At 50.3% G+C, this 16,779-nt stretch carries 16 protein-coding genes; 10 read left to right on the top strand and 6 right to left on the bottom strand.

The window, feature by feature from the left end; genetic code table 11:
* Positions 1–154: 154 nt before the first annotated feature.
* The gene (locus ACEWFR_RS06285; RefSeq protein WP_374060221.1) at positions 155–1,354 is read left to right on the top strand and encodes a tyrosine-type recombinase/integrase; all 1,200 of its coding nucleotides are present in this window, start codon (positions 155–157) and stop codon (positions 1,352–1,354) included.
* A gap of 161 nt (positions 1,355–1,515) precedes the next feature.
* On the opposite strand, the gene ACEWFR_RS06290 is transcribed toward ACEWFR_RS06285, so the two are convergent.
* Both ACEWFR_RS06290 and ACEWFR_RS06295 read right to left on the bottom strand, forming a co-directional pair.
* The gene (locus ACEWFR_RS06290) at positions 1,516–1,800 is read right to left on the bottom strand and encodes a hypothetical protein (RefSeq protein WP_374060222.1); all 285 of its coding nucleotides are present in this window, start codon (positions 1,798–1,800) and stop codon (positions 1,516–1,518) included.
* A gap of 650 nt (positions 1,801–2,450) precedes the next feature.
* Positions 2,451–3,566, bottom strand: coding sequence for a hypothetical protein (locus ACEWFR_RS06295; protein ID WP_374060223.1), 1,116 nt, complete (start codon positions 3,564–3,566; stop codon positions 2,451–2,453).
* A 108-nt stretch (positions 3,567–3,674) separates the two neighbouring features.
* Here ACEWFR_RS06295 and ACEWFR_RS06300 point away from each other — a divergent pair, with 108 nt between their 5' ends.
* The 8 genes from ACEWFR_RS06300 to ACEWFR_RS06335 all read left to right on the top strand — a co-directional run bounded on the left by ACEWFR_RS06300 (position 3,675) and on the right by ACEWFR_RS06335 (position 9,834).
* Positions 3,675–3,917 (top strand): PadR family transcriptional regulator, encoded by a 243-nt coding sequence (locus tag ACEWFR_RS06300; RefSeq protein WP_374060224.1) that lies wholly within the window; start codon positions 3,675–3,677, stop codon positions 3,915–3,917.
* 94 nt (positions 3,918–4,011) lie between these two features.
* Positions 4,012–4,836, top strand: a complete 825-nt coding sequence (locus ACEWFR_RS06305; RefSeq protein ID WP_374060225.1) for a hypothetical protein — start codon at positions 4,012–4,014, stop codon at positions 4,834–4,836.
* A gap of 730 nt (positions 4,837–5,566) precedes the next feature.
* Positions 5,567–7,369 (top strand): MarR family transcriptional regulator, encoded by a 1,803-nt coding sequence (locus ACEWFR_RS06310; RefSeq protein ID WP_374060226.1) that lies wholly within the window; start codon positions 5,567–5,569, stop codon positions 7,367–7,369.
* Positions 7,370–7,812: 443 nt separating this feature from the next.
* The gene (locus ACEWFR_RS06315; protein ID WP_374060227.1) at positions 7,813–8,055 is read left to right on the top strand and encodes a hypothetical protein; all 243 of its coding nucleotides are present in this window, start codon (positions 7,813–7,815) and stop codon (positions 8,053–8,055) included.
* A complete protein-coding gene (locus ACEWFR_RS06320) occupies positions 8,052–8,546 on the top strand; it encodes a hypothetical protein (protein WP_374060228.1) in 495 nt (164 codons plus the stop codon). The genes ACEWFR_RS06315 and ACEWFR_RS06320 overlap by 4 nt, the downstream gene beginning before the upstream one ends.
* Complete coding sequence (locus tag ACEWFR_RS06325) at positions 8,546–8,932, top strand: SWIM zinc finger family protein (RefSeq protein WP_374060229.1); 387 nt, start codon at positions 8,546–8,548, stop codon at positions 8,930–8,932. The genes ACEWFR_RS06320 and ACEWFR_RS06325 overlap by 1 nt, the downstream gene beginning before the upstream one ends.
* Positions 8,929–9,312 carry a DUF6166 domain-containing protein gene (locus ACEWFR_RS06330; RefSeq protein ID WP_374060230.1) on the top strand — a complete coding sequence of 128 codons (384 nt, stop codon included), beginning with the start codon at positions 8,929–8,931 and terminating at the stop codon, positions 9,310–9,312. Before ACEWFR_RS06325 ends, ACEWFR_RS06330 begins: the two co-directional genes overlap by 4 nt.
* A 159-nt stretch (positions 9,313–9,471) precedes the next feature.
* On the top strand, positions 9,472–9,834 hold the full coding sequence (locus ACEWFR_RS06335; RefSeq protein WP_374060231.1) for a hypothetical protein: 363 nt from the start codon (positions 9,472–9,474) through the stop codon (positions 9,832–9,834).
* Between the two features lie 245 nt (positions 9,835–10,079).
* On the opposite strand, the gene ACEWFR_RS06340 is transcribed toward ACEWFR_RS06335, so the two are convergent.
* Complete coding sequence (locus ACEWFR_RS06340; protein ID WP_374060232.1) at positions 10,080–11,447, bottom strand: hypothetical protein; 1,368 nt, start codon at positions 11,445–11,447, stop codon at positions 10,080–10,082.
* 21 nt (positions 11,448–11,468) lie between these two features.
* On the opposite strand from ACEWFR_RS06340, the gene ACEWFR_RS06345 reads away from it, so the two are divergent.
* A complete protein-coding gene (locus tag ACEWFR_RS06345) occupies positions 11,469–12,176 on the top strand; it encodes a DsbA family protein (protein ID WP_374060233.1) in 708 nt (235 codons plus the stop codon).
* A gap of 27 nt (positions 12,177–12,203) precedes the next feature.
* Here the strand turns inward: ACEWFR_RS06345 and ACEWFR_RS06350 are convergent, their stop codons facing one another.
* The 3 genes from ACEWFR_RS06350 to ACEWFR_RS06360 form a co-directional block, all read right to left on the bottom strand.
* Positions 12,204–13,181 (bottom strand): hypothetical protein, encoded by a 978-nt coding sequence (locus tag ACEWFR_RS06350; RefSeq protein WP_374060234.1) that lies wholly within the window; start codon positions 13,179–13,181, stop codon positions 12,204–12,206.
* Positions 13,182–13,253: 72 nt separating this feature from the next.
* The gene (locus ACEWFR_RS06355; protein WP_374060235.1) at positions 13,254–14,042 is read right to left on the bottom strand and encodes a hypothetical protein; all 789 of its coding nucleotides are present in this window, start codon (positions 14,040–14,042) and stop codon (positions 13,254–13,256) included.
* A 702-nt stretch (positions 14,043–14,744) separates the two neighbouring features.
* Positions 14,745–16,757 carry an AAA family ATPase gene (locus tag ACEWFR_RS06360; RefSeq protein ID WP_374060236.1) on the bottom strand — a complete coding sequence of 671 codons (2,013 nt, stop codon included), beginning with the start codon at positions 16,755–16,757 and terminating at the stop codon, positions 14,745–14,747.
* Positions 16,758–16,779 lie beyond the last annotated feature (22 nt).

Here is a 16,779-nt window from a genome sequence, read left to right on the forward strand (position 1 = left end):
TCAGCGGCCTTACAGGCTCTCTCGGCTGATTTCGCCCTTCTCAGGAGAGCCAAACGATGTCCAATAACGTACGAAAACGCTACAACCCGACAGCCGCGCCGTCTTGCGATTCGAGAAAGTGTCATGGCACAAAAACAACCGGAGGTGCGCGCGGGTGACCAACCAGCCCGATCCGCTGGACAACCTCCCCGCCGGTGATGGCACCCCTCAGGACGGCCTTCCATCGGCTCCGGACCCAGTGGAACTCGATTTCCCGCTCGTCAGTGAACGGTCACGCGAAGACCTCGAAGCGTACGGACTCAATATGGTCGACGACTACCGCGACTTCAAGAAGGAGCTCCTCTCGTGGCTCGGCTCGTATGGCAAACACCCAGAGAAGGGTCAGGGGCTCGCACAGAGTACGCTTCAGTCGACACACTACAAGCTCGAAATAGTATTCAGATGGCTCTGGGAGGACGAAGACGCCTACACGACAGAGTTTACTCCCGACCACGCTGACCGCTTTATTCGTCTCCTCAATCGCTCAGATGGGATGGCTGATTCAAGCGTACTTCACTACGGGAAGGCTGTCCAGCGGCTATTCAAGTACCAGAACCACATCCACGGAACGGATTACGACTGGGAACCGAAGCCGGAACTGAGTCAAGCAACCGGGGATGAACGTGACTATCTTCGCCGAACCGCGTTCAAGCCACTCTATCAGGCGGCGCTGGAATACAACTCGATCAAGAGCTACCATAGCGACATGTCCACCGAGGAGCGGGACCGGCTGAAGACATTCGTCTCCCAGCGACTCGGCGTGCCAAAGTCCGAGGTCGGCCCCGAGCAATTCAAACAGGCCAACTCTTGGAAAGAACCGTCGATCATCGCTGTGACGTTGGACACTGGCCTTCGTCCCATCGAGGTGGGCCGAGCTACTACGGAGTGGGTCAACCTTGAGAACAACGAGCTCAACATTCCCAAAGACGAGTCCACGAAGAACGAAGCTCACTGGAACTGTTCGATCAAGGGACGCACAGCAAGAGTCCTCGAACGGTGGTTGGAGGAACGAGCAACGTACGACAAGTACAGTGGTCGGGACGAGCTCTGGCTCACGAAGCAAGGGACGACGTACAGCTCTAAATCATGTAACTATCTACTGAGCCGGCTCATCGACGACGGTGATCTTCCTATCCCAGATCACAAGGACATAACGTGGTACGCGATTCGCCACGGGGTTGCGACTTACTGGGCGAATCATATCGGCCCGCACCACGCGAAAGAACAACTCCGCCACCAAAGCGTCACGACGACGATGAAGTACCTTCACTCGGACGCGGAGACGCGGAACGACGCCGCCGAACAAATCTGGTAACGCTCACTTCGAAAGGGTGAGTAACGGGCTACCACAGCTCGGCCAGATTTTCTGATCTCTCCATCGAAGAGCCAATATCGACTATCCGAGGGATGATTCGACCCGCTATTGGTATAACGATCACCGAAGACGGGGGTAAAGTTCCTACCAACAAGTGTGAATCAGCGGGGTGGGAGATTTGACTCCTCGTTCTGGGCGGTTTCTATCATACTTTCAACGAGGCGGTCTGATTCCGCCCCGTTCGCCTCTCGCTCGTACACAACGGCTAACGCTTGAAGAAGGAGACGTTCATCAGCGGTGATTTCATCAACCGACTTTTCCGAATATCGTTGCTTTATTTTGACAGCAAATTCACGCCGATCGGTCTGTTTTCCGACGTCAATAAAGCGGTCTAACTCTTCGAGCGTTTGCTGAACGACCGTTGCTGAATCAGTGTTCGAACACATATACTCTCAATGAGTGGAAAATATCCACATAATTGTTTGTATCACCCGTATACTACGGGTCATACGGGCCATAGATCTGGTACTACGGCTAATCATATAATTCGCTACTACAATCCTCATATCCACTTTTGAGGTCTACACTCGTCCACCGTATCTTCCTCAACCAAAACCATCCTTCGACGACTCAGGATGAGTTAGTATCAAAAGTATTATACAAACTAACCGTCTATATTTAAATGAGTCCAATTATTGGGCTCACAGAGGTTGTATTGCGGTTCTAACCCTCCTGACAGGGTTCCCAGAAAGATTGCTGACCAGCGGAGCGTGAACCGGCTGTGGGGGCCGGTGCTCCGCGTTCTTCCATACACCAATACTCGCCTTGAGCGGGTGATGGCATGTTCTCACGTCGTTTTAGGAATCGTCAAGATCAGGAAAGTGAGTAACGAGCCACATTGGCCCGGCCGGAGCCTCTGATCCCTCCCTCAAACGGCCGATCCTGACCATCGGGATGGACAGCCCGACTCCACCAGCCCGTTGCTGGCTCCCCTGATGTGGGGCGGCAATCCCACCAAAGAGGTCGACATACCCATCCAGACGCCCAGCCAACCACCCCGACCGTTGCTTCGGGCCGTCGTCGCCCACGCTGTCAGTTACCGCCCGTCTTCCGTGAAGACTTCATGCCCAGTCTTAACGAGGTTCACAAACTCATTTGCCACTTCCTCCAAGAACGCATCATCACTCAGTACGTCCGTAGAATCCATCTCCCAGTTCGTCCGCACAATACGATCCCGTGTACGGTCCTGGCTGATTTGGAAGCCTCGCTCCTCGAATAATTCCGCATTCCGCCGAAGCGTCTCCAGCGTCTCGTCCTCCTCGCCCCAGTAGTCCATTGCAACGATCACGTACCCCCACTCGACAGGACGGAGATACAGCGTGTACACCAGATCATCTGGGTGGTCGGGATGCTTCGACCGGAGGTGCGGTCTATGGCTTTCTATGTCTTGAAACGCCGTCTCATGTTTGTCTACCCTGACGACGGACTGGAGTTCCGGGAACACTCTTTCGACGAGATCTCGAACAACATCCGGGTATATCGGGTTCAGTTTTCGGTCTGGACGCACACGCGAGAGGTGATGATCCACAACAGTATTGGTCGCAAGAACAGCGTGGTCGCTTATCTCGGAATTGAACCGCTGAATTTCGACACATTGGATGTTGAGCCCCTGATCCAGAAGATACCGCGCATTACGTCGAGTCCGGGAGGTGATTTGTTCAGCGACGATGACCATCCGCTGGTCGGGATTGAACTCGTCGGCCTCCAGCGATTCACCGAAGACGGCTTCGAACGCTGATTGGAGGCTATCAGCGGGCACAGCGGCATCACTGATCGCCCACCGCCCACTCTGGATGTCCTCCTGGTAATCCTGATAGATGCCATCCAAGCGGTCGTACGTGTACGACTCAAGCGACTGAGCGTAATTCTGTGGCTGACTCAGGATAGTCTCCTCACTTGCACTCCCGGAGCCACTTTGCCCGACTTTCAGTTCGATAATGAGGAGATTTCCGTACTGGTCGAGAGCGAGAAGATCGAGGATTCCGGTGTCGACCGCTGGTTGTCGCCCGAAAATAAACACCGGCTCATCCAGAATTGCCTGAGGGTTTGCATGTAGGAGCGATTCGAGTACGGACTCGTTCCGAATATCGGACCTCGCCAACTCATCAGCGGTAAACTCCGAGTTGTTCTGAGCGAGGTCAAAAGTACGCATAGAACATCCGTCACAAACCACCAATATATTTCTGGTGTGTTGGATTTTCTAACCGATTAAGATTTCTTTTATATACCTTACCGGAAACCGGATAGGATTTTCTCGGAGATGAGTCTGATAGGCGAGACGAAGCTCAATATTCTTCGAGAACTCAAGAATGGTCCCGCTCACGGCTATGCAATCGCTGAGGAGATTGGCGTTTCATCGGGCGGAATCTACACGCATTTGAACGAACTGGAGGAGGAGGGAATGATCACTGTCATTGAGCAACGGGAGGAAGGTCGAAAACAGAAGTACTACGAGCTAACTGAGAGTGGTGAACTTCTCTTAGAGGCGTTAGGAGAGAACTGAGCCGCCGATATACAGGGATGCCGAACCGTCGTTAGTGACAGAATCAGCACCTTTACAATCGTATCAGACTAATTACTAATTGAGGCAAACTACTGTGAGTGACAACAGCGACCAGCTTCGCTTCGGCGAGAATGGAGAGTTAGAAGAAGGCGAGGAGGACGAACAGACAAAAAAGCATGTCGGGGATGATGGAGAACTCACTGGACGGTTCCAGACAGATGCCCGTTACAATATCTTCGACGTGAGCTCGTTGCTACAGAAATCAGTGAGGCGGTCAGATGAAGAAGTCGCGGCGTGGTCCGCCTGGGAGCTTGTGAGGTCGGGATACGACAATATGTACTGGAAGCGTATTCTGACAATAGCGACCGAAGATACCGGTATTGAGAGCGACGTGACCTCACAGGTCCGATCTCTCTATGAACTCGGAACAGGACAAGTAGATGTTGTCGACAGTTGGTCCGCTGAGAACGAGCGGGGACGTGTCTGTGCCCTCAGAGCGGCCGTGGTGTGTGCCCAGGCACAGTCCAGTCGGCTGTGCGACTATCTCAACAATACGTTCTCCCGGATTGCTGAGGAGCGCGTGAACGCCGCTGAAGAAGGCCGTGAACCACGATACGATTTCCCGGCTGGCGAACTATCTCCAGATGGTCGATACGATGTCGCCTTCGATATGCACACGTCGATTGGTTCGGGGAGAAATCGCGGCTACCGCCATTTCCTGGTTCATTCGTCGCGGACTGATTCGATAAATAACCTCGAACAGCGGTACAAGAGTATCAATATGGAACTTGTTGAGCAAGCCGACGATACAGACGCCGAGTTCACCGACACCGAGTTCGATCACGCTCTGAGTACTGTCGATTCTGATGAGCCGTGGCGCGAACCGGACTTCGAACAGGAGACACTCGACGCCGAGTGACAGAGCCCCAAAACACGACGCCCCCAAAACACCCCGACAAAGGCTATCGGCACCCCCTCGGCCAATTTTACAAAGACCCGCTGAAACCCAAAATGAAGGGCGGCTCGGCGCTATCGTGGTACTGGACAACACGGGTGATGGCATGTCAGCTCGAATTGATGAACCGATTGGAGGCGACAAGACAACTATTCACTCAACTCCGCTTCTCAATGTTCTATGATTTGAATCGATTTTCCGACATATCCAGCCGTATGCCGTCTGTCATTCTATATATGATATGTGTCCCAAAATCGTTAATTTGGGGAGGTGCGACAGCATCTCAGCCGGCAAAACTTGTATATATCCCTTGGTGTCAAGAATTATCCAGAGGATGATATAATGGGTCGAGACCTAACCAGCATCAAAGTAGAAAAGGCACTCCGAGACCGCCTAAAATCACAAAAAACGGGTGGGGAGACTTATGGTCAGTTGTTGGATAAGATGATGAGTCAATACGATCCACAAGGGGTGGACAAATAGCATAGTAGCCCAGCGGCAAAATCTTGGAAGGGGATTGCCGCTGGATTGAACAACCGGGGCCGCCGCCTCAAGTTCCGCCTCGCTAACACGTAGACTCTGGTGGGGCTTGTAACTTGTGACCAGCGGTTAGCTTCGACAACTAATCTAATATAATGTTGACAAAACGATGTTCCTCGAAGACAAGCTGTAGCCGCACCGGAGACCTCGGTCAATGAGTGAGGCCGAACCACTTGACGAACATAGCGATGAATCACTCCAACGACAGCGTCAGGAACAACTCGGTGAACTCGTCGATTTTTGTGTTGAACACGGTATCGACGCGCTTATTGACGCACTGATGTCGCTTGGGAAGACTCACGCCGCCGCCCATGTTGCCGCTCGAACTGGTCACAAGGTGACCGTCTTCACTCGACTGTGGGACACACGCGAACAGGTAAAGAAAGAGGCAATGGAAAACACCGGGCTCTCTGAGGACGAGATCATCGTTCTCCCCTCAATGAACAAGCATTGTGAGTCGATGGCCGAGGGTGCTCGGCACCGCAATCTTATCAAAACAATTCAGACACAGGGTGCCACGGCGAAGGACATCCACGAGAGGCTCCAGCGCAATATTGAGTGCCAGAATGAGGATGCTCCTTGTACTTACTCCCAAATGTGCGACTTCGACCCGGACGACGTGAAGCTGATCATCGGTCATCCAGCCCACGCTTACGTGGATTCGTACAAGGAGGGGCGTGCGGTGCTCGTCGACGAAGACGCGGCCTCAGCCTACGAGAATGAGATCACGTCAAGCGACGTGGATGCCGCCATCAACCACTTGATCGCCCATGACTCGATGGAGGAAATCATTGACTTCGAGAAGCGGAGCGAGATTCACGATCTGAGCCCACAGGAGAAGGTTGCCCTCATCGATGAATTCGAGGCGCGAGATATGTACAACCCGGAGTATGCCCTGTCGAATCAGGGTGGTCGGGCGGATTCGATGATGCTGTTGTTCCATATCTTGGAGTATGATCGTCTTGAGAAGTCCCGGATTCGCCGGACAGCATTCGACGACGGGGCTACTGTCGTCAGCGACTACGACAACGATGGAACCTTCTCGATTCGTCGTCCGCCGAACTTCGATATGGCCTCCTGTGTGATTGCCCTTGACGGAACGCCGACTCACGATATGTGGGAGAACCGTCTCGGTACTGACCTGAAACACATCGAGTTCATGAACACCGAGGAACGTGAGCACTATGTCAAGGACATCCTCGGCTACAATATCTACCAGACCTCGGATGCTCGGAAGCCCTACGGGAGTGGTAAGCACTGTAACCCGAAGGAGGTGTTCACTCTCATTGAGGCCATCCATCGGAAGCACGACCGGAAGACAGCTATGATTACGAGTAAGAATGCCCGGGAGAAGCTCCAAGATAACCACAACGTCCTCAACCGGCACGCAAGCAATTACGATCTGTACTTCCAGAATCTTCGATCAAAGAACGATCTAAAAGACTACAACCTCCTGGCTGTCGTTGGAAGTCCGTCAACGGGCCACGACGAGATCGAACGTCTCGCGGCCCACGATGGGTATGACGTCAACATCACAGGCCGGGGTCCGAACAAGAACTTCGGTGAGCACGGTTATCGATACTATCAGCACAACGCTCACAACGAGGTGGCCCAAGCTATCTTTCGGGTCGGTCGTGCTGACGACATTGACAATTCGAACATCTATGTTCACACAAACTGTATCCCGGACTGGGTCCCAGCCGAGAATATCTCTCCACAAATTCGGAACCGGACACCAGAGGAGCATCACACTATCCGGGCGATGATAGAGCTTGAGGCCGCTGATACCAAGACAGTCACGGAGCATGTTGACCACACCCGACAGACGGTCCATACCCATCTGGACAATCTGGCAATAGAGGGCTACGTTGAGAAGACAGCGGATGGTCAGTCCTCATTCTGGATTGATGACAGTCTTAGAGATGCCCCGTACTGGGGTCAGATGGACTTGGAATGACCCGCTTGGATGCCATCAATCGTAGTGGCGCGAGACGATGCCAACCGCTGGAAATCAGGTATTTGTGAAGGGTCCGTTATCGACCGGTAGAAGCACTCTCCACGGCCCACCGCAAAAATTCACGTATTAGTATCTATACGTATATTTTGGAGCCAGAGTTAGAGTTTGTTTACACTTGTCCATTTATATGGTTCGAGTGCCTTCTTTATGAATGGATGTGTGGAAAGTTCGAAGACAGTGCTCTCATGCTATCAACAAGGATTCTACAGTTGATCTTTTCTACACATTCTATCTCTAAAGTACCAGTTAGTAAACATTTATTACATTTCCCCTCTTATATCTAAATACGGGAAAACTCCAGAGCTACAGCTTCAAACACTGGTTTGAAGGAAACCCGGTGTGGACGCACCGGAGTTCTGTGGGATTCCTGATGGAGAATCCAAATGTCTGATAGCAACAGCCACGCAATAAGCGCATCGGCACCGAACCATCCTGAAGCGAGACACGTCGACGCTCACCTCGTGATCGACAAAAGCGAGTGGGTGCCGGGGAAGCATCCCAACCCGCACCGCCGCCACGAGGGCCAGACCGAATACCTGGAGCGATACCTCCGCTGTATCGAGTGCGGCGTCGAGGTACTGAAAAAGCGTGATTTTCCTGTCGAGTGTGACGGTGGTCGGCGATGAACATTCTCGACGCCCAGGTCGACTGGCGGGAGGATGTCGGGAATGATCCCCGGCTGGAAGTCCTCATCGACGAGACGCCCGAAAGGTCCGATCTTCGTTTCGAACACGAAGACGGGCTTTGGACAGCCATCGACAACGGGTACGTCGAATACTTCGCCTGGAGCGGTGACGGCAATGATGGTGGCTTCTCCGGTCGGTCGTTCGAGATCACGACCGTCGACGGCGAACAGGTGACGCTCAAGGGGCCGTGGAGTTCACGGGCCGGGTGCGTCAACCAGCGAAGGTTCGGCCCGGTCGTCGACGTGCGACTTGCGACTGACCCCAGCGTACTCGAAAAAGGCTACACTTTCCAAACGGGCACCCTGACGTTAGCGGCGGCGAAGCAAGCTATCGATCTCACCGACGACGAGGCTCACTTGGAGCGTGTCGTCAAATTCGACTCAGACGAGCCCTACTGGATTCCGGTGCGAGAGAACGTGGGTGACGCCTAATGTCCTCGGAATCAGTCCAGCCAGACATCGGGCCACGGACTCTCCGAGCCGCCACGGAACACATGACCGTCTACGAAAAATCACGGTCACTGTTCGAGGTCACGACGGAGTCGGGATCAGCTTACACCGTGGACTTGCGAGAGCCAGTCTGTTCGTGTCCGGACTTCGCCTACCGTGAGTCTGTTTCCGAGTGCAAGCATATCCGCCGTGTCAGAATCGAAGTCGGTCAAGTCGACGTCGAGACGCTTGAGACAGAACTTATCGAGACGGCGGACAACCTCGAATCGAATGCCGCCGATCTCGAAGCCCAGGCACAGGAACTCACGAACACCGCTGGCGAGCTTCGGAATGCACTAAATCGGTTAGAGGAGGTTTCGGGCCGATGAGCAAGGAGGATGTTCGACCCGAAACCCAGGGGTTGAGCCGACAAAATGCCCCTCCACGGGCATCTACAGTCTACCAGGGTCGCCGGGATTCAACAGCACCGGTTGGCCAGGAGTGTACAGTCAGAGTCGACGGTGAACCTCTGGATACGCGCTACGACCTACTCAGCGCGAGTCCGTCGGGGTTCGAGTGGGGATACGGAGGAAGTGGCCCCGCACAACTTTCCATTGCCTTACTCGCCCACGCCTACGACGAGGAGTTCGCCGCTGATCACTATCAGTCGTTCAAGCGAGAAGTCGTATCAGAACTCCCTGAGGACGGCTGGACACTCAATTTCACAGACCTCGATGCATGGCGGCGGGAGATGGTCAACAGTGCTTAGACTATTTGCTCGACTTATGATTTGGTGGTTCAGGAAGTGGTACCCTGTGTTTCGGTTCGCTGGACGGGCAACTGGTAACGAGACATACATCGAGACAGCCATTGAGGTCACCGAGGAGAACATCGAGCGCATCATGGCGGCTATCGACGAGGACAACTCATGAATGCCGTAAAAGACATCCTCCAACGATTGGGTGTCGACTCGGTTGCCGAAATGGAAGTCAATGAAAACTACACGGTCGAGGTCGATGGCTACGAGAACCTGACTATCGAGAAGATCGGGGAGGATAGGGTTAGTGTCGGTCAATATTACATATCTCGGGGCGATTTGATGTCTGACCCCGAAGTAGTATTCGTCGTCGACAGCGGCGACTGGCGGCCAGTTCGGTTCACGCAACATCCGCTGGCCCACGACCACGATGAATCCGGTCTGGACCTGGATGAGTTCCTTTCCACTTGGACCAAGAATCTTCGAAATCAGGGTTTCATCGATGCCGCAACACAGCGGATGAGTAGCGAATAGCCAATTCCTGTATCACTGTCGAACCTGTCAATCAACCCTGTAGGTGCGTCAACACAGCGGTGACAATATGTACGACAGGAGAACAAATTCCGACGAGTCCATGACTGATTGAACGAGTGGAGCTACCGATTGAGAGATATTAATTCAGCGGATCCGTACCGTCTGGGATTTTCACCAATCGACTGGATGCCATCAACCGAAGGTGTCAACGACGGTCTACCCAATTCCCTAAACAAGAGTTGAGCTCACCACTCTATATCGAATCCCAATGGCTCAACAGAAGTCTGTACGGGATAGAACGTTCGGGGAGTCAGACGATCTAACGGAAGGCCAGCGGCGTCTGTTGGCACTGACCAATAACCATTATCCAGCATCGATTGATGGCTTTTCACGAGGTCAACTACTCTATCACGCTCATCAGGATATGTCGCTGGATCAGGCCAAACATCCGAGTTGTGTACTCTATCTCTATCATATTGTATATCATTCTCCTTAAGTTCGTCCCAGAGAGCCAAACAACATAGAGTCAAGACGATTGCACCGATCGCCATAGTGCTGTCCTCACCGTGGATATTGTAATTACGCTGTTCTTTGATCCCTTTTAGAAGACTTGGTGAGGTCAGGTGGCGGTGTGTCAAGTCGTTGTACTCCAGCCCGCCAAACTTCATCACCAAACTATTGATGTTATAACGACTAACGTCGTCAATCTCTTCTAACGTCTGTTCGACTACTGGACTGGCATTTTCTTCCTTCCAGAGCATCAGAGCATCGTAGAGATATACTCTACCCCCTTCCCCAATTGGATTCCCTCTATGTGACAGATTCAAAGGTCCATGACCTGATTTGACGATTCCATCTTGATCAATCTCCTTACATCGACGCCTCAGAATACCCTCCAATATAGAGAATCCACTCCCCGTGGCAAACTTGTACCCTAAGTCCTTCTGGATGCCCAAGTAACTCGGATTCAGGCTATATATCTGGGATCTCGTTTCTGTGGGACGCGACAGTTCTCGAATAGGTAGAAGCATCATATGTAGGAGAGTGAAAAAATCCTCGAGGACAGTTTTGTATTTTTCTCCCCAAACATGGGGGCCATACCTTCCAGGGCGCGATTCCATACTCTGGATGGGAACGCCTTCCATCCCCGGTGGCGGGCCCGCACTATGGAAATCCCAGTTCCCCGCCGGAGGTTTACCGGTTAAATACCGAAAGAAGGCTCCAGTCCAAGCCCAAAATAGGTAGTGGTCTCCAGGTATCAGAATTCGATTGGGTTTGAGTAGCGCATCACACAAATATCGAGGAAAACGACGAAGATCATCAACAGTCAACTTGTGAATCGGTAATTTCCCGTGAACGTTCCCAATTGAACTGGTGTTGAATATCTGTGTACGCGAAGAGGCTGGTAACAGTTGAGAGAACGGGGGGAGACCAAGATAGATCGTCTCCTCACTGTACAGGATTCCACCTTGAGCGGGGGGATATCCTATGAAAATCCGCTCTTCACCAGAGGGTAGGGAGTCCCGATCCTCCTCCTCGAGGAAGAAGTCGAGTCTTTTTGAGATCAATCGCTCATATTGGGTGGGCACTATCGACTCAACCTTTTTTGTCACTCTTGATTAAACTACTCGTCAATGGACGAGATTATTGACGAGCAACCCCCGCCGCGGACGCTAATTTTATTCTCAGATTATGCCTGTCCACTAAGCTACTTAGGAAAAGTAGCTATGGATCAATATGCAAAGTGGGCTATTTTTCCAGTGAACACTGAGTACAGGCTTTTTGACCTCTACAACTATATCCGGTCACCTGATGGTGATTTAGATAGGAATCTCGACGTCGCCGATGAAGATTATTTTCTTGAAGTTCAAGAGAGTGCAAAAATTCTGAACGAACAGTTGGGTTTGGTTAGCAACTTGCAATCGCCTGGGATTGTCGACTCGTACAAGGCTCACAAAGTGGCATATTATGTAAAAAAGGAGCATTCAGAAGAAGAGTTTGAACGGTACCACGACGCGATTTTCGAGGCCCGATGGCAAGAGGGGAGAGATATTTCCCGACCAAGTGTACTCAAGACAATTGGAACAACAGTGGGGTTATCTTCATCTGATATTCAAGACATAATTGACAATTCCGAGTTGGAAGAGGAGCTAAACACAGTCTTCCAAAAACGGCAACGGACACGTCGTCCAGTCTCACCATCTACTGTATATCAGGAACTCTCGGTTCAGGGAGTAGTACCGTTCCAGACAATTTCACAATTGGTGGATTCCGGAAAAGGACATCCTGGAGATGAGATGGGTGTGGGTTGGTTCCGATACCGAGACTACTTCGAAGTTTGAGGTTTTCCATTTCAGGCCCGAAGGATACTACCACTTTTGTCTTTCATCGTAACAGAAGGAGTGAATTGCAAGCATTGAGTCCAATACGGTCACAAATCCGTCCAAGAGTTCAGAAACATCGATATCAGCAACAGAGTCCCCTGGGTCAATATGGATTATTTCGTTGTCTCTCACCGTTTTCAAGTTGTGGAGATTCTGATATAGATTAGGATTTTCGGTCGGAAAGTGTTTTCCTGTGATCGTCTCTATACCCGATTTACACCGTTCCTTCCACGTCCAGTGATTGTCGAGAAAGTCTTCTATGGGATTATCTGTCCAGCCGGTTGCGCGGAGTGTGCGAGATATTTCTCGGCTCAGGAGGTTCTCAAACGACGAAAACAGCAATGAATACATTGCCAAGCCGTGGCCTCTGTGATAGCTCTCCACGGCTTCGCTAAGCAAGGTTACCCATGGTGGCTGTGGCACGCCGTCTGGGTGTGCGTGATAGTGATACGCAATAGTTACCGTTGATGAGTAGCTCTGGCGTTCAGATGTTACAAATCCAATTTCCGTGTCACTGGCTTGTACCAAGTCGACTACTACCGCGTCATCAACAAGTATCGGTCCAGGGAACCATTCAATTTCCTGTCCATCTAAATCAGAGATACCCAGTCCAGATTTCTGGTCGGTCTCACTGAGCAATTTCAAATCTATTTCTAAGCTTCCTCCACCCAGCAATCCGATCTCTTCCGTTTTTCCGACATCCAATGATTTCGTTCCGACACTCGCAAATCCACCAATTTTCGATGGGCGTCCCGGGAGTTCCTCCGTTGGTGACTCGGTGAAATATTTTAGAAGTGCATCTTCTGGATGGATTTCATTACCGCAATTTGAACAGTAAAAATCCGATGCGAAAGAGCAATAATCGCTCTTATCGAGAGCACCTAAATCTCCCTTCTTGAATTGAGTGGCACAATATGGACAAATGAGGTTTGGCCAATCCATGGCCGGCACTGAGGTGCTCATAAAGGCCCCACTCGATGCACTTGTTTAATTCCACCTGTAGAAATTACGTTAGCTGAGATTGGTGAACAACGCTTATAATATCCTAGTGGTTGATGTCCCGGGAATTTCATATCCTCCTTTCTCAAGTATGAAGAAAACCGCAATACCAAAATTCTCGAAGAAGAACTGTTGTTGCTCTCGAATCCATCTCACGGGATTTTCTATAAAATCTTGCTCATTAGTCACTTGGGGGGTCTCAAGATCAAATTTTGCCTCACGGAAACGCCCTCTTAGGGTTCTAAACTCCTCAAACAACTCTGATTCCTCTTGAACATTTTCGACAAGTGTGAATATGTTTTCTACCGGAGATATTCTGTTAGATTCTGATCTAAACGCGCCACGTAGAGGCTCAAGAGCGTAAATCACTACATGGTCTGAGTCTGAGACCTTTTTCATTTCACCACAGTCAAAACAGATTGAATTTTTCGCCAACCTCTGGTTTTGATGGTATTCTGAATAATCATCGACAGTATGGAACCCTGGTGCTACATAGATGGACTTTCCTAAACCGTTCCCCAGGTCAACAAGTGTATTATGTTGGTTTTTTGAATGTATACCAAAGCGATAATATTCTTCACTAAATTCGTCCCATTCTTTCGCACGCTTGGTAGTCAACCACTCTGACCGTTTGTATTGCATAAACAACGGAATAAATCGTATATCACCTTGGCTGAGGCCGATTACAACATCTGAGCCGATTTTAGCTTCATAATTCTGGGTAGGGTAATATGGAGTACCCACAATTTCTCGTCCCCAACGATTCTCAATCTCCCTCGTCAAGCCGTAAGTATACTGAAACTCACTGAACTCCGGATCTACCATTTAGACAGTCGATATACCCAACAGGATATAAACTATATCCAACTGTTCTAAATATAGGGGATATCGTTTGGGCCAGTTGCGTGGGTTGAGACGGATAGTGACGAGGGGATGGAGTAAGTATTCGATGAGACGTGCGACGGGAATAGCTCACTGGCGGCGGCGGACGCTGATCCCGCCGCGTTTCAAGCTGACCTGAGAACGACATCAAGATACTGGAGCGATGGCGCGACGGAGCCCAGGCCGTGAGCCGAGACGACGACGAGAAGCTCCATGCGCTCCGTGATACTCTTGAGGACATCTTTCGCCAGTGGCAAGAGCAAACGAATCCGTTGAACGTCCAGCCTGACATCCGCCGATTGTTCCGTGAGGTCGCAAGTACGAACGTGAGCTTCGAGAAATCTACGAGGACGAGTCTCTCGGCCCTATCGAAAAGTCATGGGAGCTGGTCGACAAGGTAGAGGAATTGGGGCTACAGCCGTTCGAGGCTCCTGATCCACTCCCACCGATTGAGGAAGACGAGGTGAAGTTGGTCTGTTGGATGATTGTGGCTCCCGAGGAAGATCAAGACGATCAAGAGGACCGACCTGGGCTGATGTCACAGGCGACGTTCGATACTACGTAGTTTGCCAGACATCGATTGGAATTGCTGTCTGAACATGCCATCAACTCCAGCAAGTGAACTTGGAAGCCTGAATCAGGAAACTACGTGAGGTTCCTAACCCGCCCCAGAACACTCTTGAATCCTTCTACGTCGCTTTCAGAAACGTCGCGATTGTTTGTGAGCCGGTCCTGTATCTCACTCGCCACTAATATTTTATCCAAGTCACCGAAGCCTCGATCATCAAAAACGTCTTCAATTCGATTCACAATTTTCCGGCCTTTGTACTCATATTCCTCAATTAGCCAATATCCGTCGTGTTCTTCAATTTTCAACGGCTCGAAGTCGTCGAACTGTTTTTGATAAGCCGAATTAACACTGTCTATATAGAAGACTGGATCGAAGATGTCCTCTATCTCAATATTAAAATTCCGCTCGTCGTCCTCTTTTTCCAGAAGGATGGCTCGGTCTGTGTCAATTTCGTGGTGATGTTCCTCAATTTCCTGAGTAACTTCTTTTCCTTTCTGATCATTATCCAGAAGAAGCACGTATGAGAATTCCTCCGAAGCAACCCATTTTGCGGCCTGGATCATATTGTCTCCACCATTTGTGGGCATTATCGTGATTTCATCCCATGCCAAAATGTCATTCTGTAAATGATCGCGGTAGTAGTTTGCCAAGCCTGTTAATATATCGTAATCGCTCACCCCCTCCACCAATATTTTTCTTTTAGAAACGAATGGCGAATCCCCTAAACCAATACCAAGAGCATTGCGGAGGGGTTCTAAGGTCATTTCATCTGATGTGTGGAAATCATCAGTTACTACAGTGCCATCCGGCTCACGATCCTCAACGACACGGATTCGATTCGGGTACTCCTTCCTGATCAAAAACGGAGAATGGGACGAATAGATTATTTGAGCTGATTCAGCTAATTCTTCAATTGCTTTGAGCCAGTTCTTTTTGCCTTCGGGATGTAGAAAAACAGCTGGGTCATCAAGGAGTATTAGTTGATTCGGAGATTCCTCATTATTTGTCTCAGCTCGCAAGTTGATGTAGAATGAAAAAAACCACTGGAACCCTTTGCTCCTGTCTGAAGGTCGCTTGAGGGTTCGACTTACTCCCTTGCTCTCACCATCATACCCAAGAGCCGTATCTTTAATACCTACCATAAACCGGCTATCTCGGTAGCTAATATCAACGTCCACCTCTTTTTGTTTCCATAATTCATTCACCTGTCCACGTATTGTCCCACCCGCTGTCTCTAAAGCTTGATTTTGATCGTGGTAGTCCAAATCATCGAAATTATCATAATCAAGCTCGACAATTTCTAACAGATTGCGAAAGGTTCGATAGTCATCTGAGTCAATAGAATTGACTTGGACATCATCACTAATTGTATCAAACCCACTATGGTAAACGATAGGTGGGAGGTGGATGCCGGGGTCTTCTTCCCCGTCCATACGGGCGAGAATATCACGGGTATCCTCGATTTCATTAACCCATCTCTCTTTTGCGTCAGTTATCTCGTTGTTTTGTTCGGGTATATCTTGGAGACCGTTGAGCAAGTTGTCTATCCAAGATTTGGCCTGATTCTCATTTGGATCCTTCTTTCTCACCCGATTGGCGGGTTGTTTGATTTGATTATCGAAGTGATTTCTATAGTTCCCTGAATGCTGATTTCTTAAATTATTCAGTTCTTGCCACATTTCTTCTACCGTCTCTTGAGCTTTTTTTATCGGGTCAATAAACTCTCTAAGTTCTTTACCCCGTGGGGTAGCAAGCTCACGAGTCCCGTCAGAATATTTTGTGGCGATTATCTCGTCACCTGGAGTGAACTCTTGCTTACCTCTTGAAAACCTATCTACGGCTTCTGAAGTGAGCTCCACTCTCAAATTCGCTATAGGTACACTATGATCCTCAGGATATTCCTGACCGTCATATAATTCCCTTTCTTGAATTTCTCGATCCTCATCGAAGTACCGGATTGCTTCTAAGAATGATGTCTTTCCGCTCTCATTCCGGCCCAGAAGTGTCGTTATATCGTCCTCTATCGGAACCCACCCAGAGTCTTTAACCGACTTGTAATTCTGAATACGGATTTGAGTTACACGCATATTGCTACTTACCTTTGACTCT

The organism is Natrinema sp. H-ect4 (genome assembly GCF_041894845.1).
GTDB lineage: Archaea > Halobacteriota > Halobacteria > Halobacteriales > Natrialbaceae > Natrinema.